General features: G+C 70.9%; 24 protein-coding genes and 1 pseudogene. 3 read left to right on the forward strand and 22 right to left on the reverse strand.

The window, feature by feature from the left end; all coding sequences use genetic code 11:
• Positions 1-153 precede the first annotated feature (153 nt).
• From CIB93_RS34670 to CIB93_RS34690, 5 genes are all read right to left on the reverse strand, one after another.
• Positions 154-1,338 carry a DUF932 domain-containing protein gene (locus CIB93_RS34670; RefSeq protein ID WP_257002498.1) on the reverse strand — a complete coding sequence of 395 codons (1,185 nt, stop codon included), beginning with the start codon at positions 1,336-1,338 and terminating at the stop codon, positions 154-156.
• Between the two features lie 449 nt (positions 1,339-1,787).
• Positions 1,788-2,375 carry a hypothetical protein gene (locus CIB93_RS34675; RefSeq protein WP_096632734.1) on the reverse strand — a complete coding sequence of 196 codons (588 nt, stop codon included), beginning with the start codon at positions 2,373-2,375 and terminating at the stop codon, positions 1,788-1,790.
• Positions 2,372-2,824: a hypothetical protein gene (locus CIB93_RS34680; protein WP_096632736.1), complete on the reverse strand. Its 453-nt coding sequence runs from the start codon at positions 2,822-2,824 to the stop codon at positions 2,372-2,374. The genes CIB93_RS34675 and CIB93_RS34680 overlap by 4 nt, the downstream gene beginning before the upstream one ends.
• Positions 2,821-3,411 (reverse strand): hypothetical protein, encoded by a 591-nt coding sequence (locus CIB93_RS34685; protein WP_096632738.1) that lies wholly within the window; start codon positions 3,409-3,411, stop codon positions 2,821-2,823. The genes CIB93_RS34680 and CIB93_RS34685 overlap by 4 nt, the downstream gene beginning before the upstream one ends.
• Before the next feature lie 102 nt (positions 3,412-3,513).
• Positions 3,514-3,873, reverse strand: a complete 360-nt coding sequence (locus tag CIB93_RS34690; RefSeq protein ID WP_073227372.1) for a hypothetical protein — start codon at positions 3,871-3,873, stop codon at positions 3,514-3,516.
• 191 nt (positions 3,874-4,064) lie between these two features.
• On the opposite strand from CIB93_RS34690, the gene CIB93_RS34695 reads away from it, so the two are divergent.
• Positions 4,065-4,283 (forward strand): hypothetical protein, encoded by a 219-nt coding sequence (locus tag CIB93_RS34695; RefSeq protein WP_096632740.1) that lies wholly within the window; start codon positions 4,065-4,067, stop codon positions 4,281-4,283.
• Between the two features lie 139 nt (positions 4,284-4,422).
• Here CIB93_RS34695 and CIB93_RS34700 read toward each other — a convergent pair whose 3' ends face one another.
• On the reverse strand, positions 4,423-4,872 hold the full coding sequence (locus CIB93_RS34700; protein ID WP_096632742.1) for a hypothetical protein: 450 nt from the start codon (positions 4,870-4,872) through the stop codon (positions 4,423-4,425).
• A 353-nt stretch (positions 4,873-5,225) separates the two neighbouring features.
• Here CIB93_RS34700 and CIB93_RS34705 point away from each other — a divergent pair, with 353 nt between their 5' ends.
• On the forward strand, positions 5,226-5,786 hold the full coding sequence (locus CIB93_RS34705) for a DUF6233 domain-containing protein (protein ID WP_257002499.1): 561 nt from the start codon (positions 5,226-5,228) through the stop codon (positions 5,784-5,786).
• A 54-nt stretch (positions 5,787-5,840) separates the two neighbouring features.
• Here CIB93_RS34705 and CIB93_RS34710 read toward each other — a convergent pair whose 3' ends face one another.
• From CIB93_RS34710 to CIB93_RS34775, 15 genes are all read right to left on the reverse strand, one after another.
• On the reverse strand, positions 5,841-6,050 hold the full coding sequence (locus tag CIB93_RS34710) for a hypothetical protein (protein WP_143660124.1): 210 nt from the start codon (positions 6,048-6,050) through the stop codon (positions 5,841-5,843).
• Positions 6,051-6,108: 58 nt separating this feature from the next.
• The gene (locus CIB93_RS34715) at positions 6,109-6,405 is read right to left on the reverse strand and encodes a hypothetical protein (RefSeq protein ID WP_096632745.1); all 297 of its coding nucleotides are present in this window, start codon (positions 6,403-6,405) and stop codon (positions 6,109-6,111) included.
• A 74-nt stretch (positions 6,406-6,479) separates the two neighbouring features.
• Positions 6,480-6,644, reverse strand: a complete 165-nt coding sequence (locus CIB93_RS38305; RefSeq protein WP_179500349.1) for a hypothetical protein — start codon at positions 6,642-6,644, stop codon at positions 6,480-6,482.
• Positions 6,645-6,721: 77 nt separating this feature from the next.
• Complete coding sequence (locus CIB93_RS34720) at positions 6,722-7,153, reverse strand: hypothetical protein (protein WP_096632747.1); 432 nt, start codon at positions 7,151-7,153, stop codon at positions 6,722-6,724.
• 74 nt (positions 7,154-7,227) lie between these two features.
• Positions 7,228-7,851, reverse strand: a complete 624-nt coding sequence (locus tag CIB93_RS34725; RefSeq protein ID WP_096632748.1) for a hypothetical protein — start codon at positions 7,849-7,851, stop codon at positions 7,228-7,230.
• A gap of 296 nt (positions 7,852-8,147) precedes the next feature.
• A complete protein-coding gene (locus CIB93_RS34730; RefSeq protein WP_096632750.1) occupies positions 8,148-8,519 on the reverse strand; it encodes a hypothetical protein in 372 nt (123 codons plus the stop codon).
• 35 nt (positions 8,520-8,554) lie between these two features.
• A complete protein-coding gene (locus tag CIB93_RS34735) occupies positions 8,555-8,917 on the reverse strand; it encodes a hypothetical protein (RefSeq protein WP_096632751.1) in 363 nt (120 codons plus the stop codon).
• 57 nt (positions 8,918-8,974) lie between these two features.
• Positions 8,975-9,223, reverse strand: coding sequence for a hypothetical protein (locus tag CIB93_RS34740; RefSeq protein ID WP_096632753.1), 249 nt, complete (start codon positions 9,221-9,223; stop codon positions 8,975-8,977).
• 70 nt (positions 9,224-9,293) lie between these two features.
• Positions 9,294-9,923, reverse strand: a complete 630-nt coding sequence (locus CIB93_RS34745; RefSeq protein WP_096632754.1) for a hypothetical protein — start codon at positions 9,921-9,923, stop codon at positions 9,294-9,296.
• Between the two features lie 73 nt (positions 9,924-9,996).
• The gene (locus tag CIB93_RS34750) at positions 9,997-10,626 is read right to left on the reverse strand and encodes a vWA domain-containing protein (protein WP_096632756.1); all 630 of its coding nucleotides are present in this window, start codon (positions 10,624-10,626) and stop codon (positions 9,997-9,999) included.
• A gap of 364 nt (positions 10,627-10,990) precedes the next feature.
• A complete protein-coding gene (locus tag CIB93_RS34755) occupies positions 10,991-11,227 on the reverse strand; it encodes a hypothetical protein (RefSeq protein WP_096632757.1) in 237 nt (78 codons plus the stop codon).
• Between the two features lie 70 nt (positions 11,228-11,297).
• Positions 11,298-11,669, reverse strand: coding sequence for a hypothetical protein (locus tag CIB93_RS34760; RefSeq protein ID WP_096632759.1), 372 nt, complete (start codon positions 11,667-11,669; stop codon positions 11,298-11,300).
• A 324-nt stretch (positions 11,670-11,993) separates the two neighbouring features.
• On the reverse strand, positions 11,994-13,079 hold the full coding sequence (locus CIB93_RS34765; RefSeq protein ID WP_218839818.1) for a DUF6744 family protein: 1,086 nt from the start codon (positions 13,077-13,079) through the stop codon (positions 11,994-11,996).
• Positions 13,080-13,140: 61 nt separating this feature from the next.
• The gene (locus CIB93_RS34770) at positions 13,141-14,772 is read right to left on the reverse strand and encodes a VWA domain-containing protein (RefSeq protein WP_096632760.1); all 1,632 of its coding nucleotides are present in this window, start codon (positions 14,770-14,772) and stop codon (positions 13,141-13,143) included.
• A gap of 19 nt (positions 14,773-14,791) precedes the next feature.
• Positions 14,792-16,000, reverse strand: coding sequence for an AAA family ATPase (locus CIB93_RS34775; protein WP_096632768.1), 1,209 nt, complete (start codon positions 15,998-16,000; stop codon positions 14,792-14,794).
• Between the two features lie 451 nt (positions 16,001-16,451).
• On the opposite strand from CIB93_RS34775, the gene CIB93_RS38310 reads away from it, so the two are divergent.
• Positions 16,452-16,871, forward strand: a complete 420-nt coding sequence (locus CIB93_RS38310; protein WP_179500350.1) for a GFA family protein — start codon at positions 16,452-16,454, stop codon at positions 16,869-16,871.
• Between the two features lie 64 nt (positions 16,872-16,935).
• Here CIB93_RS38310 and CIB93_RS38315 read toward each other — a convergent pair.
• Positions 16,936-19,036: pseudogene (locus tag CIB93_RS38315) on the reverse strand (hypothetical protein); the annotation flags it as partial.

Below are 19,036 nucleotides of genomic sequence, written 5' to 3' on the forward strand. Positions count from 1 at the left end.
GTGGGCGCGCGCGGGCGCGGCGGCTCGATGCCGCCGTGATCGCGGCCCCGGCCCGGGGGCCCGGCCCGTCCGGGGTGGGGTGGTGCGGACGGGCCGGGCGGGTGCCGCTCCGGGATGGGGTGGGGGTCGTGTCCCGGAGCGGCGGTCTTGGGGCTACGCGCTGGCCGCGAGGCTCATGGCGGTGAGGGCCTGGCCCTCCAGCTCGAAGGCCGCGTCCGCGTCGTCGAGCGTCTGGGCGGTGGCGGTGATGGCCTGCATGAGGCCGCCTGCCGTGGTCTGTCCGCCCTGGATGAAGTGGGTCAGGATCGACTCACGAAGCCCATCCGTGAACTTGAGCTTCTTGGAGACGACTTCGATCGTCTTGACGGGGTCGGTGATCGGGCGGCCCGCTTCCTTCTCGATCTGGGTCAGCTTGGTCTCGACGTACTCGCGGTCAAGGAAGGTGGCGACGGCGTCGCGGGCCTGGGCGGTGATCAGTTCGAGGTTCTTGGTCTCGGTGTCGCCGGACCAGCGGATGACGCCTTCGTCCAGCTTGGCGCCGAGGTGGACGGCTCGCAGGGCGTCCTTCTGGATGGTCATGCCGTTCTCGCACACCTTGACGGTGATGCGGGGGGTGATGGTGAACGCGCCCGCGCCCACCTCGGAGTTGGCGATCACGAATCCGGCGCTGACGATGGGCAGCTCGTCACCGGTCTGGCCGGTGAAGGGGGAGCGGTAGCCGCGCAGGAGGGTGGGGGCGAGCACCTTGATGTGCTCGGACTCGACGCGGACGATCATGCGGCGCTCGGTGAGGTCGCACCCGGTGATACGGACGTCGTGGCCGGATGCCTTCACGCCGCTGAGCGCGGCCAGGAGGACGTCGAAGTTGTCGATCATCTTGTAGCTGTCGGAGAGGAAGGCTCGGAGGACGCCTTCGCCGCCCTGGTGGCCGGTGAAGCCGCGCAGGAGGAACTTGCGGGCGGGGTCTTCGGCGAGCCAGCCCATGACGTTCGCGTCGTACAGGTCGACCTTTTCGGCGCGCATCCGGCGCAGGTAGGCGAGCGGGATGCCGAGCTTGGAGGCGATGCCCTCGTCGGCGACGGTGGTGGGGCGGTAGGTCCCGTCGGCGATGGTGACGCCGGTGTCGGTGAGGATGGGGGAGAGGCCCTGGACGTTGAGGTTGCCGCCCTGGAAGGTGAGGGCGGAGGCAGGGGCGACCATGTCGATCTTGGCTTCCTGCTGCCGCTTGAGGATCTGCGCAAGGTCGGGGAGGTCCGCGTTCCGGGCGTTCGACGCGGCGTCGGTCGGGATGACGACGGCGGCGCGGCGGGTGAACTGCTCGGCGGTCTCGATGGCCATGGTGCGCTCCTTGTGAGGCTGGTCTGTGGTGGCCGGCCCGGGGTTTGCCCTCCCCGTTCCGACATGTATTAATTTACCTTATTGGGGGAGTCGGCGCAACTCCTGACCAGCGATTTCCCCGGTTTTTCGGCAGGTTTCTGCGGCCCGCAGACTGCGCCCTGTGTGAGCGGGGTGTCCCTCCGGTCGGTCGGCGGCGCGGTGGTGCCGCGCCCGGCCGGGGCCGCTGGCCTCGCGTAGCGACCGCGTAGCGGCTTGGGCTAGTGGTCCCGGCCGGGTGTGGCAGGGTTCGGACGTCGATCGGCCGGAGGGACACCCCGCGCCCCGCCCCTTTCCCCCCACGTGCCGCAGTCGAGCGCGGGCTACTCCCCCTCTGGGAGTGAGGCCGGGGTCCGGGGCGGAGCCCCGCGTTCGACGCCACGGTGCCGGCGCCCGCTCGGCCGTGCCCCGGCTCAGGCCCCGTCCGCGGACGGCATGTCGTCGTAGGTGGCCCCGATCTCGGCGGGGAGGAAGACCCACGGGATCTCTCCGGGGTACAGGACTCGGGCGATCCGGCCGGGCCGCCATGCCCCGTTGTCTCCGGTTCGGCTCATGGTCGGGCCCAGGTAGGTGATCGGCTCGCCGAACGGGTCTGTGATGCTGTCGCCGGGCTCGATCTCCCGGCCGGTCCGGGCGTCGCGCAGGATCCGGATCGGCTCGTGCGGCGCGTGCAGCTCGCCCCGCAGGGCGTTCCGGGTGATGGTGTACGGAAGTTCGCTTCGGCGCTGGGCGTCGAGCTGGTACTCGTCGAGGGCGGCGCGTCCGGGTTCGGTGATGACTGCGGCCGCGCCCTCGTCGGCCCACGCCATCCAGCCTCGGATGACGCACTCGTGGATGTCGTCCGGTCTGAAGACGGCAGGGGCGTCGGGATCTGGCCGGAGCGTGAAGTAGCGCACGGCGCCGTACTCCCGGGCGGCGAAGAGGCGGCCGCGGGCCGCGGCGGCGAGGCAGCGGCCCTGGCGGTCGCTGGCCCTGCTCTGGTCGATGGCCGCCCCGCTCACCGCACCGTGCCCTCGACGAACGTGTGGCGGGTGACGGAGAAGTACGTGCAGCCGTCCGCCGGCGGGTGGACCTTGCAGTGCCAGCATGGCCGGGCGTCGGGGTAGGTGGTGACATGGTGATGGCACTGGTACCCCGTATGGGCGCCTTCGGCGCGCAGGTGGGACAAAAGGATCAGCTCGAAGTCCTTGGGCTTCGCCCAGCCGGTGATGCCGCGCTGGGGATGCGGATACTCGGTGTCGCCTCCGGCGAGGACGATGCTGCTGATCGAGACGAGAAGCCTGTCCTGGTCGACGTCGACGCCGTGGATGGAGTAGCGGGTGCGGCTCCTTCCCCTGCCGGTCCACGGGGCGTGGGTCGGTCCGTGGGCGTGCCCGAGCACGCTGAGTCCTTCGAGGTTGCTCAGGCTCAGCGTCGGTGGCGGGTCCCACAGGGTGCGTCGGCTGCTCACGCGGTCACGCTCCCGGCGGCCTCGTGGTCACGACCATCCGCTTCGGCGGGCCGGCTGATGCGCGCCCGGATCTGCGCGGCACGGTCGGCGACCTCGTGGGCCGCGGGCATCGGCCCGCCGCGGCCTTCGGCTGTGAGTCGGCGGATTCGGGCAGCCTGCCGCTCCAGGAGGCCGGCGGCCAGTTCGAACAGCTCCTCGTCGGTCCCGGCCTGGTGGGTGACTTCCCAGCGGCCACCGGCGCCCGGATGGAAGAGGTTCCTCTCGCGGACCGTCACGCGGAGTGCCTGCCCGGCGGGCTGGTCATCCTCGGTGAGTTGGACGAGGTAGTGGAACTGCACGTCGGACCCGGGCCTCAGAAAGAGCATCCGGTCGCGGGTCTCGTCCTCGCCGAGCACGTACGGCACGCGCTCGGCGGCCCACCCTCGGAAGAGTTCGGCGCTGGGCGCGTGGTCGGTTTCACGGGCCGTTTGGACGAAGTCCGCGAGCGCCGGCAGGAAGGTGCCGGGGCTCAGCCAGGGGTTGCGCTGCAGGAGCGCAGGCAGCTCGTTCTCGGGCTGGTGCCATTCGATGATGGCTCGGGCTCCCATCGGGATGCCTCCTTGGGCTGGTGGTTGTGGTGCGCCGGCCCGGGTTCGCCCTCCCGGACCGGCGAAGTCGCTGCGTCCCCCGGGTGCGGGGGCGCGCTGGGCTCAGGGGTAAGTCGGGTTCACGTACTTCTCGGTCGGGGGTTCGGCAGTACCGGCTTCGAGCGGGAGGTATTCGTGATCACCCGTGACGTTGTAGGTGCAGCCGCTGCTGTCCGGGTAGGCGTAGATCAGCTCGGTTCCCCGGTAGACCCGGTGCCAGCGGAAGGACCATCGGACGGCGAAGTAGGAGTCCTCGTCGACCTCGACGGTGCCGATCTCACCGACCGAGTACTCGGTGTACGGCCCGGGGGTGAACTTGTCCTGGATGAGCATGCCGACCTTGAGGTCGCGGGCTGCGACGGCGGGCAGGCCCGTCGCGACGCAGGCTGCGCAGGGGCCGTTGGCGTGAGGCTGGTGCAGCATGAGCGCAACTCCTTGGAGGAAGGTGGTGTGTGGTGGCCGATCCCGGGGCTTGCCCTCCCCTTTTCGACATGTACTAATTTACTCAACCGGGGCAGGGTTGTCAACTCCCACCTCCCGCCCTCTGGCGGTGGCATGGCGCGAATCCCCCGTCCCGCCGATACGCTCGGACGACGACAACTCGAGGGGGAAGCATGGAACTGCACGCCACCCACGGCGGCACCGGCAAGACATCGAGTGCGACCGGCGAGGTCATCCCGACCGACGAGGTCGCGCGCGCCCGGCTCGTCGCCCGGTCCCAGCCGGCGTACGACGCCATCGTCCTGGACCTTCCCGCGGGCGAGCCGGTCCCGGTCGACCCGGCCTTGATCGACGAGATCATGAGGGCGACGGGCCGAGCCGACGGCCGCTGACAGCCCAGCCCGGCGCGAGGAGCCGGGCCCCCGGCCCCCGGGCCGGACGATGCCGGCGGAACCGCCTACTCGGCGGCGCGTGACCGAAAGCCGGGGCCCGGCTCTCGGTCAGTGCGACGGCTCCGCCTTCGGTGGGGTTCTACGACCGCGGCGCGCACGTGACGCAGTCCTCGACGTCGCACCCGAGGCGGCGGCGCCCCTTCGGCAGGCAGTCGGCAGCGAGCTGCCGCTCGAAGTCCAGATCGCGCTCGACGAAGTTGGGCAGCCCCGAGGTGGAGCGGTGCGACTCCAGGGCCGGGAGGTCGAAGTAGCCCCACTCGCCCTGCGTGTCGTCGGCGCCGAGACGGGCCCAGCCGAACGCCTCCCCGCTGACCGGATCGAACTCGGCCACGTACCAGTCGCCCCACGCGGCGAAGTAGTGCGCGTGGATCGTCTTGTGCTCGCACGGGATGCCGTCCGTGGCGTAGATCGCGGGGACGTTCCGCAGGACCTCGTTCGGCGGGTAGAAGGCGTGTCCGCGCTCGTGCCGCCAGACCTCCGGCGTGAGGGTCCGGTCGGGCTGGATGGTGGGCACGTGCTGCTCGGTCATGGAGGTCCCCCTAGATTGAGGCGGCTTGTGGTGGTCTCGTCGCGCCAGGGTTTGCCCTCCCCGGCTTGACGTGTACTAATTTACCTTAACTGCTGATGGAGGGCAACTCGCTCGCTGACTGGAGGGGATCCTCCTTCTGGCGATCCGACACCTTGAGTGAGGGGAGGCGGGCGGCCACCGCCCCATTCGCCGGGTACCTCGCCACGGTGCCGCGCCTCGTACTCCAACGAGCGGGCTGCGGCCGACCTGCCGATGATCCTCCCTTTGCCCCCGCAGGGCCCGAGCGAACCCCGCTCCTCTCGGCGGGTGCGCGGTCACACGACGGACGGTGTGGCCGTGCCTACGGTGGAAAGGTGACTACCCCACTGTCCGACTCCCGGCCGGCGCCGATCCGGATCCTGCTGCCCGACGGCGAACAGGAGATCGTCGGGCGCCTCCACGCCCGGCGGCAGCTGCCCGACGGCTGGCTCTACCTCGTCTCGATCCCGGTCTACAGGACCACCGAGGACGGCGGCATCGAAGCCGCGGAGTACCGGATGTGGCTGCGCCCCCAGGAGCACCTTCGCCCCGTGGACGGGGCGGCGTACGACTCCGTCCCGACCGAGCGTCTGGCCCCGCCGCCCCTCGTCGAGCAGATCCTCGGGCCCCGTCGGCCCTCCGGATGGGTGCTGCAGAAGCTCGGCGGCCGCGGCGGCGCAGCCCAGGCCGTCGTGCACGCCGTCGACTGCACCGAGGCCCCCGAGGGAGTCCCCATCCTGACGTGGGAGCAGGCGCTCGACGCTGCCGAGCGCCCGGGCGTCCGGCTCTGTTCCCTGTGCGCGGCAGCCGAGCTCGACCCCGTCCTCAAGGGCTTCGACAAAGGATTTGGTGAGCGAGCCGCCCTTGAGGACGACCCCTACGACTGGGGGGCGTGACGTCTGTCCGAGGCCGGGCCGACCGAGGCGCGACGGCACGCCGCCCGCCCCGTCTCATGCCGGGCACCACCGGGGCAGGTAACACCGACAGAAGGCGCCGGGAGCGTGCGCGTGGAAAATCTCGTGCGCGGCCAGCGTGTCCAGCGGCTGCCGCCCGGACTCCTGACGGCGGCCGCACCGGCAGTAACTACGCTCCAGCCAGGGGTTGTAGGTGACGTAGGGGTGATCGCGCTCCTCGCACCACACCACCGTCTGCGGCGCCACGCCCATGACGGAGTCCTCCTTCTGTGAGACCGCAGTACCGCGTGGGACACGTAGTCGGTCAGTCGTCGTTCTGGCAGGCGTCGCACGGGGTGATCTCGTCTTCAACAGCGGGGCGCCCGCAGGCGCACGTTCCGCACGACCACCGGAAGCCGGCGGCGTGGACACGCCCTTGGACCTCGTTGAAGAAGTCGGCGCCGGACGCGTCGGACTTCGACAGTTCCTCCAGGACGATGCGGGTGACGTCGAAGGGGTTGGGGGTGCCCGTCCCGCGGGCGGCGAGGTCGGCGCTCGCCAGGAGCGTGCGCGACGCCGCACCGGCGAGGCGCTTCGTGGCTGAGGCCAGGAGATTCGGCATTGGATTGCCCGTCGGATTCGGTGATGGCACCTCCGGGGTGCCGAACGACGGCACCCCGGAGGCCGGGAACGATGTCAGGCGTTGAGCAGTGCAGCGGAGTTGAGCCGCGCCGTGATCTCGTCGAATCGCCTTCCGCACGGGAGGCAGAGCCAGGCGCTGATGATTGCGCCGTTCAGGGCCACGCGGGAGTGGCGCTTGAGCACTTCGGGGCGGCGGCAGTCGTCGCAGTGGTTCGTCATGGCACTCCTTGTACGGCTGGGGCCTGTGGTGGACGGCCGGGGCTTGCCCTCCCCGTTCCGACGTGCACTAATCTACCTTATCGGCGGATGGTGATCAACCCCATCCGGAGGTCACTCCACGGGCACAGGAGTCTCAGCGCCTCGCGGGCCGCAGCCTGCACGTCGAGTTCGTACACGCCGAGCTCGTCGTCGCTGCGCGCGCAGTGCTCAGCCCAGTCTTCGTACCGGTGCCGAGCGAGGTCGGCGAGGGGCTCCGCGACCTGGTCGAAGTGCGGCCCCTCCAGGTCGAGGCGGGCTCCGTCGTCCGTCGTCAGGTGCAGGACGACGAGGGTGTCGGGGTCTGCGCCGACTTCGAGGGTGACGCCCCGGGCGCGGCGGTGGTCGTCTCCGCCCTCCCGGGCCTGGAGGTCGGCGGCGTGGGCGATCGCGGCGACCAGGAAGGCACACCGGACCTTGGGGTCCTGCGCCGCCCGGGCCCGGCCGAGGAGGGTGCTGTACGTCGGGAACATCGGTGTCTCCGCAGGTTGGTCTGGTGGGGGATTCGGGGTCGGCTCGGGCTGCTTCGACGGTGCGGGGGAGGGCGTCAGGTGGCCACGCCGGCGCATTGGCACTGGCATGCGCAGCTGTCGCACGGGCGGCAGTCGTCGACGGTGGGGCACTGGCAGGTGCAGTTCCTGAGGGTGCAGCCGGCCTGGTGGACGCGCACGGCGTCGGGGTCTCGTAGCACCGCGAGGGCGCCGAGGACGGCGTTCATGGTGAGGCCGGGGAAGTGGAGGGAGACGGTTCCCTCGTCGTCGATGGTCAGCTCGTGTGCCGCCGGTCGCCCGGCCTCGGCCTGGGCGTACCGGCCGGGCTCTGCGGCGGCGATGTCGCTGGTCGGCTCGTTCGTCCCCGCCTTGACGAGTGGGAACCAGTCACGGCCGTGCACGATGTCGCTGATCAGCTGGGCGACAGGAACGGGCAGAGCCTCGGCGTCGAGCTGGAATCGCGGCAGGTCGTCCGGCCAGCTTGGCCACACGGTGATCCTGCCACCCTCGGCGGCACGGCCCGTGAGGCAGAGCGGGTCTTCCGGATCCTCGGCATCGAGCTCGGGGTAAGCGGAGCGGAGCAGGGCGGCCCCGGCGAGGGCGGCTGCGCGCTGTGCTGCGCGCCATGCCGCGTGGGAGGGCCTGAGCTCCTTGGGGAGTCGGGGGGCGACGACGAACACGGGGTTCCTTTTCGGCGGTTGCGGTAGGGCCGGCTCCCGGCGAAGGGGGCCGGGAGCCGGTCACGTCTGGTGTAGGGAGCGGCGCTGGGCGCGGACTGCGTCGGCGCGAGCGTGCTCAGCGGTGTACCCGCAGTCGCAGCCCGGGCGGCAGTAGGCCCCCGCGGGGGCTCCGCACCCCTCGCATGGCTCCTCGAAGTCGGTGGGCTGGAAGGGCTGCAGCCCTTGGGTGGTCATCGTGTCCTTCCGGGAGAGCGAGGCGCGGCGGCCGTGACGGGGCCGCCGCGCGACCTCGCGGGTTACTTCGTGGGGGCCTCCCCCTTGAGGAAGCACGCGCTGAGCGGGATGCAGTCGATCTCGTGCTCCTTGTCCTCCTCGGGCACCCACTCGTGCTGGCGGAGGCGCCGGGTGGACTCCTCGTCGAGCCGGATGACCGTCTTCTGCCGCCCTCGGGACGGCGCCGAGATGTTGATCAGGGTGCCGCTCAGTCCGGCGAAGTACTTGGGCCTGATGCGCGCGACAGTGATCTTGTCGCCGACCTTCAGCATCGTCACGCGCAGCGTTTCCAGTGCCTCCCGCCGCTTCTTGGTGGCCGGGAAGAGCGCGTCGAGGTGGCTGTCGTTCGCGCGCTGCGCGAGGAAGTCGTTGACGGCGTCAGCGGTGAGTTCCATCGGGGTGGTGCTCCTTTCGAGTGGGGGCGCGGGCGTCAGGCCGGGTGGCAGCCATCGGCGGCGAGGCGGGTGAGGGTGTACTCCTTCTCGCCTTCCGGGACATGCCGGAAGTTCGCGAGCCGCCGGGTGGATTCCTCGTCGAGGCGTACGGCGGCGTAGGCCGCCTTCCGCGGTTGGCGGTCGACGTGGACGACCTCACCCGTCAGTCCGTTGAGGCGGGCGTCCTTGTATCCGTCGAGGCGGACCTTCTGCCCCGGCGAGAGGTTCTTCGCGCGCTCCTTGCTCAGGAAGCGGCGCCGCTTGTTGGCGGTGTCCTCGAAGCGCTCCAGGTCAGCGTCGGTGGCCTGGCTGCGGACGAATGCGAGTACGTCGTCGAACGTGATGGTGCTGGCCTCCATGGCCTTCCTTTCCGGGAGGAGGGGGCGGGGCCGGGAATACCCGGCCCCGGTGGCGAATCAGCCGAGGTCGATCAGGAACCCGTGCACGTCGGCCTCGCTGAGCGGGGCCCAGGTCGTGTGGCGGCACCGGGGTCCGCCCTGCGGCTCCGGCGTGTCCGGTCCGGTGTCCGGGCCGTAGTGGGCCAGCAGGATGGCGGCGATGAGGTCGAGCGGGTGAAGGTGAACGGGCTCCGGCTCGCGGACGGTGCGCTCGGTCACGACGACGTGCAGCTGGACGATGGGGCCTTCGGCCCGGTGTGAGGTCACGAGATTCCTTGGTTCGTGGTCTGTGGTGTCCGGTCCGGGGCTTGCCCTCCCCGTTCCGACGTGTACTAATTTACTCTACTGGGGGGCCTGGCGTCAACTCCCGATTGCGATACTCGTTCAGGTTTCTGACCATTCCGGCAATGGCGTTGGCCTGATCAGCCGTCAAGCCCGAAAGGTCCAGGGAAATGCCCGCCCCGCCTCCCTCGACGACCGCCTCGACGGAGCCGCCCTTGACGTACGCGCATCGGACGGTGGTCTGCCCGCTGCGGGGGGAGTCCGGCACGACCACGACGGTCGCAGCAGGTATCTCGAGCACCTCGGCAAGTCCCTGCGCGACTCGGGCACGCGCGCGGCGCTCGGCACGCTCAGCGCCGACGAGCGCCTGGTGCTGGGCGCGTGCGGCCGCGTACTGAGGGAGGAGCCTGCGGCGGATATGCCGGGCGACATGCACGGGATCGCGGTGCGTGACACCGATCTGAGGGGACGAAGGGCCATAGCGGATCCTTTGACTGTTCGCAGCCGGCAGGAGGCCGCGCACAAGCCCGGGGAGGAGGACGAGACGCGCTCCGCGGCCGTCGGTCAACTGGTAGTGGCCGGGCCAGTCCGCGGGCCGGGGTGACCACTGCGGCCCCAGTTCGGCGGCGACGGCATGGGCAAACTCGGCGTTCGCCTCAGGGTTGGTACGAGTCGGGGTGGACATGGGCGAGTGCGCCTTTCGTCGGGACGGCGCCCGGGGCGCGCGGTGCGCCCCGGGCTCGGTGACCAGGGTTCGACTACTTCGCGCTGTCCACGGCGGCGTTCCGCTCCTCGCCGGTGAAGGTGAACTCACCGGTGCGCGTGCCTCGCGAGACCATCCGGCCAGCCGTCGTGAGGGTGGCCCGCGTCTGCGAGGTATCGAACCCCAGGGTCGTCGCCTCAGGAACGCCCAGGCTGCCGCCGACCTCGAACGCATCCTGGTTGGCGCCGAGGAACACCACCGTCCACCCCTGGTGCTCCCTGGCTCCGTCAACCAGGTACCGGACCAGGCCGGGATCGAAGCGCTTGGAGCGGTTGTCCTTGCCGTCGGTGAGGATCACAAGGGTGACCTCGGACGGCTGCTCGGCGGGCGGCAGCACGGCGATCCGCTGTCCCTCCTGCCACACCGTGGTGCCGACGGCGTCCAGGAGGGCGGTCATGCCGCGCGGCTGGAAGGTGAAGTCCGGGATCTCGTCCAGCGGACGGCCGGTGTAGACGGTCTCGATCTCATCGTCGAACTGCACGAGGGTGACGGTGGTGACGCCGGACGTCTTGCGCTGCTCGTCGAGAAGTGCGTTCAGTCCGCCCTCGGTGTCCTCTCGGACGCGGTTCATACTGCCCGAGCGATCGAGGACGACGATCAGGTGCCGACGGTCAGGGGTGGTCATGCGATCTCCTTGGAGCGGGGTGGTTCGTGGTGTCCGGCCCGGGGCCTGCCCTCCCCGTTACGACATGTACTAATCTACCTTTAGGGGGGGTGGATGTCAACCGCCCGCCCCTGATTACGAGGCCATCCATTCGGTACCCTCGCGGCGCCACAGGCGCTCATCAGCCCGCTTCACCTCTCGACGGGCCCAGCGGCGCGTACGGCGCCGCCGAGCGCCGCGCTGACGCGGCCCGGGGCGCCCCTCGTCGGGGAACGCCGGAACGAGGCGATAATTCAGGACCGCCATGCACCCTCTCCTTCCTCTGGGATTTCCGGGACATCTCGCCTCTGGGGGGGGCGGCGGAGGCGAGAGGATCCCAGGGCGGCTACGGCTTGGGCTTCGCGGAAGCGGGCGCGGCCTCGACTCGGCAGGTGTGATGGAAGATGCTCTTGCGCGTAGCGAGGACGCCGACCAGGCCGGCCGCCGCAATGCGCACCCCGCACGCACAGTCCAACTCCGCGTACGGCGGGGGAGACGGCTGGCGGCGCGCCCAGAAGCGGGGGAAGCGTCGTTCGACAGGGCGAGCGGTGGTGGCGGCGGGCGTCTCGATGTGGGCGCTCACGGTGCACTCCTCACGGGTGGTTGCGGTGGTCAACGCGGGGCTTGCCCTCCCCGTCTCGACATGTACTAATTTACTGTGCGGGCTGAGGGTTGTCAACCGCACCAGCTCCCGTGAGCGGGCGACGGCGGGGCCTCCCCCAGAGCCGCAGCACGGTCCGGTAGGCCAAGCCGGGAGATCCTGTTTCGTACAGCTTCCGGTACGCCGCGCGCCGGGCGGCGTCCTCCTTGGCCTCGCCGGTGAGCTGCTGGCTGATGGCGAGCGCGTAGCCCAGGTACGCCGCGCCGAGCATCGCGTCGGAGAGGTCACCGAGGACGGATTCCTCCGTGGTGTCGTTCCGCTGGGCCGCGCGGTGGACGAGGTGGGCGAGTGCGTCCACGGCCTCGGTCATGGCTTCGGACGGGATGGCGTGGTCGGCCATGAGGGCGGGGAGCTGCGTGTTCATCGGGTTCCTCTTCCGGTTGCTCGTTCGGGTTGGTCGGGTGCGGCGGGTGGTGTGGACGGCCTGATGGCCGCGGACCCTTTTTCCCCGCCCTTCCTGCGCTGTGAGATGTCGGGGGCCGGGCGGCGGAGTGCAGGGGAGGCAGGGAGTACCGCAGCCGGTAGAGCGACGAAGGAGCGGGCCGGCGAGGACACGGACCGGACGACCTTGCGCGCAGCCGCCCGGCCCCCAGAATCGAAAAGCAGGGAGGGCGGGGGAAACCCCGTACGGACCGCAGCGCAGCGAAGGACCGTACGGGAACAACCAGCCCCGGCAACGCCGGGACGGCTATCCCTCGTCGGTGGCTGTGGCGAGGAGGCCTCCCAGCTGGACCTTCACGAGTTGGAGGGCGGCTCGCGTGTCGTCCAGGGAGGTGGAGAGCAGGTCGGAGTGCTCGTTGGTGGCCTCCTGAAGAGCGGTGAAGCGCTCGTACAGCTTCCTGGCCTCGTCGGCCTTCCCGGCGCGCTGGGCAGCGGCGATGTCCCGGGCGAGTTCGTCGAGCTCGTCCTTCGCCTTGGTCGTGAACGCCATGATGATCATCTCGCGCATCTCCTCCTGGTCCGGCAGGGGGACGCGGACGAGGTGGCTTCCCTCCCCGAACCGGCCGACGAGTTCCCGCAGCGAGCCGAGGACATCCGCGTGCTGGCGGTGCACGAAGTACACCCCGCCGGTGGGCCGGACCCGGATGGCACTCAGGTGCTCGACGTACCGGCGGACCACCGAGCGCAGCTTGTCACTGGTCAGGTAGGTGCACCGGTGGCGGAACGCCTCGTTGATGTCGGTGAGCATCTGCCGGACGGTGGTCTGCTCGGCCTCGGGGAGCTTGGCGATGGCGGAACGGTCCTCCTCGATCGTGAGGGCGCCGGCCCCTTCGGGGCTGTTCTCGGAGTTGTCCCGGTCGAAGGTGCAGATCGCGATGCGGGTGTCGTACTCCAGGCTCGTTCGTTCCTCGTCGCGGATCTCGCGGACGACGTGCCGCACGATCTGGCCTCCGTCTCGGCGTACGGGGCGGACCATCAGGGTGGCCGTCTTGAGGAGCTCGTTGCGTCCGCGGCGCCGGCCGCGCTTGCTGGCCGGGCCAGTGGCGCTCGGGTCGTCCAAGGGGTACGTCACGCGGACGCCGTCGGGGCCGGTGACTCGCTCGAACGCGTCCACGTGGCGCACAGGCGGAGGCAGGAGAGCCTCGTCCAGGTCCAGCTCGGTGAACCATCGGACGAGGTCGTCGCGGGTCACCTTGCCGTCGAAGATCGAGTAGAGGACGAGGTGTCCGAGGAGCGGGGTGCCCTCCTCGGACATCGCCTCGGCGTAGGCGTCGAAGGCCGTGTCGCCCGTCTTGAGTTCGGGGTCGGCCACAGAGGGCGGGGGAGTGGTCATATCGCTCGGCTCCGTGCGAAAACGTGCGTCGGGGTAGGGACGAGAAGGGCGGCGAGCCTGCTCAGAGCAGCCGGAAGAGGTCGGACACGGCCCGGGGATCGGTGAGGTCGTCAAGGCTGCGGAGGTTGTCGCACAGCGCATCCAGCACGGTCCCGGGCGCGGTCGCGGGTCCGGTGCCGATGGAGATGCCGAAAGTGCGGAAGTCCAACCGCCGCTTGGTCTCGTTCCAGCGGTGCATCCACTCCTCGCTGACGCCGCATTCCCCGTCCGTGATCAGCACGATGTCTCCGCGCGGTCGGCCGGCGTCGTTGAACTCGGCCTCCAGCAGGTCGACCGCGGCGGTGAGCGGCGCCTCGAAGTCGGTTCCGCCGCCGAAGAACGTCTCTGCGAAGTCGATGATGTCGGCAATGCTGGCCGGGGCCGAGCCGGGGAAGCGGTGAATGCTCAGTTCGCTCGCCGAGCTGAAGACGATGCCGACGAAGTCCCTCTTCGCCTGCCGGGCTTGGTCGAGCAGTGCCAGGGCACAGGCCTTGGCCCATGCCTCCCCGGTGATGCCGGCGCGATCCGTGCCACACGGGATGTCCATGGAGAAGGAGGTATCGATGCAGGCGATGATCGCGCCCCGCCCCGTGTTCTGCTCCCCTCGGCTGTCGTAGAGCATGAGGCTGCCCTCGGCGTATCTGGCCGCGAAGACGGCCCGCATCGCCGGGATGCCGAGGTGAGCGAGTTCGGAGGGCACAACGCGGGAGAGGTCGTCGCCGAGGGTGATCCCGACGAGCTCTCCGGGGGTGTTCTCCACCCTGCGCGCCCGCTCGCCGAGGGCCATGAGGCGGAACCTCCCGATAAGGTCCGCGAACTGGCCCAGGCGCCCTGTACGCAGTCGTTCGGCGAGAAGGGCCCGCTCCTCGAAGGGCATCCGCTCCAGCTGTCCCGGGTCCAGGCCCCAGGCCCGCATCAGGACCTCCTCCTCGCGGGCGGCCTCCGCGGCCTGGGCCGTCGCGCGCCGGATCGCCGTACGGATGGCAGGGGTCACTGCAGCGAGGGCCTGCGCGGCCGCTTGCGCGGCCTGCCGAGCGGCCTCATCCGCAGATTCGGCCCCATCGATCGCCTCGTCCACAGCGGCGGCCACGTCATCGGGCACGGCGCCGTTCTCGTCTTCCGCGTCGCCGGCCCGCGCCAGCGCCTCGGCAACAGCACGAGCCGCGTCTCCGACGCCGTCCTGGGCGTCGTGGGCCTGGTGCCCCTTCTCCTGGGCCTCCCGCGTCTGCTCGAGCAGACGGCGCAGGGCGTCGCTCTGGGCGAGGACGGCCATGGCCGCGGCGTACGGATCGCCGACGGTCGCGCGGTGGAGGTCCTCGTACTCCGGGCTGCCGACCATCGCGGTGACGACCTGGTGGTTGATCAGGCGGGACGGGTCCATGTCCGCCCGGTCGCGCAGGCGGGGGGCCGCCTTGAACGCGGAGAGGAACAGGTCGCGCAGCAGATCCGGCGTGTGGTCGAACCGTTCGTTGAGTTCCTCCGCCAGGTCCTGGAGGGCGGAGGCATCCTCGAAGGTCTCCGTCCAGGTCATGTCGTCGAACCGGTCCGAGACCACGACGGCAGTGGCTTTCGGCTCTGGCGGTGAACTGGCGAGCCCCAGCCAGCGTCCGGCCCGCGCGGCCAGGTCCTTGAGCTTGGTCAGCTTCTTACCCACGGCCCTTCCCCCCGCCGGCTCAGACCTGCGCCTGAACCAGGGAGGCGTCGACGCCGAGCGCTTCGGTGAGGACGCGGGCGTGGACGGCCTTCTGGCGGGCGATGGCGCGGTCGATGGACGCGGTGGAGCGGCCGGCCTGCTCGGCGTCCGCGCGGAGCTTGCCGAGCCTCTTGCCGGCGCGGGCGAGCTTGGTGTTCGCCTCCTTGATCGCCCAGTCCGACAGCGCTTCGCGGGACTGGCCAGCCTTGGCGTCGAGGTCGGCCGCCAGCTCCTCGATCGCGTCGGCGAGGTCGAGTGCTTCCCTGGCGTCCGGGTTGACCATCTGGAGCACTTCGCGCTCGACTGTGGGCCGCTGCGCGGGGGAGTCCCACAGAACGTGGGTGAGCACGGAGAGGTCGTTCTCACTGACCTCGGTCCGGCCGTCGAGGAGGGCGGATGCCTGGAGCAGCCGTACGGACACCCGCCAGCGCCGGTCGGAGGAGACGAGTTCGCGGCGCCGGAGGGAGGCGCGCAGGGTGCACATGGCGTCCACGATCACGTCCGGGACCTCCACCGCGGGCACCGCGGTGGAGACCGCGTGCTGGAGCTCCGTCAGGGTGATGGTCGTACGGGCGACCGGGGCGGCTGCAGTGACCGCGGAGCGGATGAGGGCCGCGAAGTTCGAGGGGTCGTTCAGGTAGTCGACCTCCAGGCGGACCAGGAGCCGGTCGTAGATCGCCGCGCTGTCCTCGCCGGACGGCAGCTCGTTGGACGCGGTGATCGCGCTGATCAACGGGCACGCGATGGGAGCGCCGCCGTTCTCCGGGTGGTAGATCCGCTCGTTGAGCAGCCCCAGCGTCTCGTTGAGCGCGGCCGTGCTGCACTTGAAGATCTCGTCGATGAAGGCGATGTGCGCGGTCGTGGCCCGCCCGTCGTAGACCTGTCGGTACTCGCCGCGGCTGAGGGCCGCGACATCGATCGGGCCGAACATCCTCGTGGGCGAGGTGAACTTGGAGAGAAGGATCTCCCAGAGATTCGCACCTTCAATGCGGCCGGTCAGTTCCCGGGCGAGCTCGGACTTCGCGGTACCGGGCGGGCCGAGAAGCAGGGAGTGCTGGCCGGCGAGCATCGCGGTCACGAGAGTCCGTACGACGTCTTCTCGTTCGTAGTACCGGTCCGCCAGCTCGGACGTGATGGCCCGCAGCCGCTGCGCGGTGCTGAGCGCGTGCTCGAACTGCCCTGCCGTCATGGTGGTCATCCCCTCTGCCACAGCTTCCCGTACGCCCCGTAGCGTAGCGTGAGGGACTGCAAAAACGGACGTTTTTGCATAGCCGAAGGGGAGGTCGACGCCCGGATCGGCAACCGCCTGCTCGCTCTGCCCTCGGGAAGTAGTGTGGTGTTCGGCGGGCCGCGGAGGTTCGTCATGAGCCGGCTCCTCAGCAGCTGGTAAGGAGGTGGAGCCCCCACTCCGCACACCTATTCCGCGACCTACGACGAGGAGCGCGCGGGCGGCCAGGTCGCGGGCGGCGTGGCGTGAAAGAGGCACAGATCGACGGTCCTGCCCCTGGCCAGAGTTCATCCGACGGAGTGAGCTTCCCCCACGTGGACCTGCCGCGGGCACTGGAGGGGCGCGTGCAGACGTTCAGCACGATGGCACACTGGGCGACCCAACAGGGTTGCTGTCCAAGGGAAATGAGCCAGTGTCCGAGACTGCTGCCGCCTCCTCCGGCCCCGAGGTCCGCTCCGGCGGCTGCCTCCCTTTGTGCGGGAAGATCCGCTTCACCGTCACCGGCCCGGTGGACGACCCACACATCTGTGCATGTGACCACTGCTCCAAGCGCTCCGGAGCGCCGTTCCAGTGGTGGCTCGGCTTCCCGCTGGCAGGGCTGGTGTGGACCGGCGCCGAGCCGACTTGGTTCGACACCCACCCCGGCAAGACCGCGCGCGGCTGGTGCCCCGCCTGCGGCACCCACATCGCCGCCCGCGACTACGGTGAAGACAAAACGATCATCGGCATCCTCGCCACCGCCCTCGACGGCTACGGCACCGACCCGACGCTGGTCCCCACCAACCTGAACCGGCTCCCCGAGGCCGCTCCCTGGCTCACCCAAGCCGGCTGACCGGGGACTCTTGCGGGACAGGCGCGCCTGACAGCGCCCCTGTCCCGCAGGGCGTCCCGACACCTCATGCCTGATCGGTCTTCCCCCGCGCCGACTGCGTGAGGAGGTCGTCACGGATCCGCTGGAGTACCTCGTACAGCCGATCCGCTCGGGCGCTCTGCTTCGGGCCGAGGTCTTCGCGGGGAGCGTCGAGCAGGACAGCGAGGTGTTCGGGCTCCACGGACGCGTTGACGCTCCGCCTCGCTTCCACGAGGGCGTTGGTGACCGCCCGGCGGTACTCCATCGGCTCCAGCTGGGAGTGGGAGTTCTTCAGGTCCATCGCGGCGCGCGCGGCACTGTAGAGGGTGCCGCGGAATCCGGGCTGGATGCGGTGCCACGCCGGGTCATCGAGGGCAGGCAGGGGGCGGTGGTCCCGCTCAGCGGCGATGACGGCTTGAAGGGCCGCGTCGCGGTCGGGGAAGGCGCGGCCGGTGGCCGGCTTGAGGGCCCGACGGCGGTGTTTGGCCGCCCAACGCCCACCTGGGTTGGGGGAGGTCGGTTCGAGGGTGCCGACCGGCTGGCCGTCCGCGCAGACGACCAGCACTTCGCCGTGGTCCAGGTCGGGTTCGAGGGTCCAGGCCCGGCCGTCGAACGTGCCGAGGGCGGTGGTCTCGCTCGCCACGGCGGCCGCCCGCAGCGCGGCGACGAGCCGAGCACCGTCCTTGCTCCGGTCGAGGACGGACTCCGAGATGCTCTGGAGCTGGGCGAGGTCGCCCTCGTGCGGGGCGCGCACGGCCACGCGGAGCGCCGCGTGGCGGAGCGTCGGCGCGAAGAGGGACAGGTGCCCGCCGCGGCCGGCGGACGCGGTCGCCAAGGGCGCCGCGGCGCGAGCCAGTGCCGTGGCGGTCTGTTCCGTCAGCGCGGCCCACCAGGCGGGCGTCGCGGTGGCCAGCTCGGGCTGTCGGCGCAAGGACGCCTTGATGACGGCCTTGGCGGCGATGTCGCGGTTGTTGAAGTGCCTGCCCTTGGTGGGGCGCACGGCCGTGAGCTGTTCCCTGGCCGACCATCCGAGGAGAGAGCGGCGCCCGGTGCTCGCGCGCTCGGGCGTCACCGCCCCCACCTGCTGGCCGTCGCGGAGGACCGTCCACGTGTCCCCGGACGAGGGGTAGCGGGCCATGCACCAACCGGAGCCTGCTTGGAAGCCGAGGTCCTCGATGGCCACGGGTAGTTCATCGGCCTCGTCCGGCGCTCCGGATCCGGCGGCGGCGGGCTCGGGGGACTGCTCCTGCGGGCTCGGCTCGGCCGGAGCCTGGGGCGGTTCGGCGGGGCCGGGCACGGGCTGGCCGGCCGTGTCGAGCGTGAACATGTCCATCTGCCCTGCGGACACGTCCTGCTGGGCGGGCTGACCGGTCTCCTCCGCCTCGGCAACGGCCGGCGGAGAAGCCGGCAGGGCGGTGAGGGCGGCGTTCTCGGCGGTGAGCTGGGTAACGTCCTCCCGCAGCTCGGCCAGGGCCCGCTCGTGCTCGCCGCGCAGCTCGGCGAGTTCCTGGGTGTGCCGGGCCTGCTCCGCCTTCCGGTCCCGGTCGAGGGCGTCGAGCTGCCGTTGAAGGCCCTCAGCGCGCTCGCGGGCCACGCCGAGGTTCGTGGTGGCGGTGGCCAGCTTGCCCGCCGCCTCGTCCCGCTCGGCGCGGACGCCGGCCAGCTCCTCGGTGTGCCGGTCGGCGTCGGCCTGCCGTGCCCGCTGGAGCTCGTCGAGGGCGGTCTGGAGGCCTCCGGCGCGCTCGCGGGCGTCGCCGAGGGCGTCGTTCGTGGTACGCAGCTCGTCTTCCAGAGCCGTGATCCGACCGGCCTGCTCCTCCAGCCGGGGGCGGAGCGCGGCGAGTTCGCCGTCCAGGCGCCCGGCGTGGTTAGTCAGTTCGACGTGCTGCCGGTTCAGGGAGGTGTGGGCCTCGACCAGCTCGGTGTGCCGCTCGGCGAGGCGCCGGTGCTCGCCCTGGAGGTCCTGGTGCCTACCGCGCAGGGCGAGGTGGTCCTCCGTGAGCTGGCGCAGGGCCTCGGTCGCGGCGCCGGCCTGCTGGTCGGCCTCGGCGGCCTCGCGCAGGGCGGTCGCCGCCTCCCGTACGGCGGCGGCGCGCTCCTGGTCCGCCTCGGCGGCGGCACGGGCGGACGCCTCGGCGGCGGCGTGC

The sequence above is a fragment of the Streptomyces sp. WZ.A104 genome (assembly GCF_002382885.1).
In the GTDB taxonomy this organism is placed as follows: Bacteria; Actinomycetota; Actinomycetes; order Streptomycetales; family Streptomycetaceae; genus Streptomyces.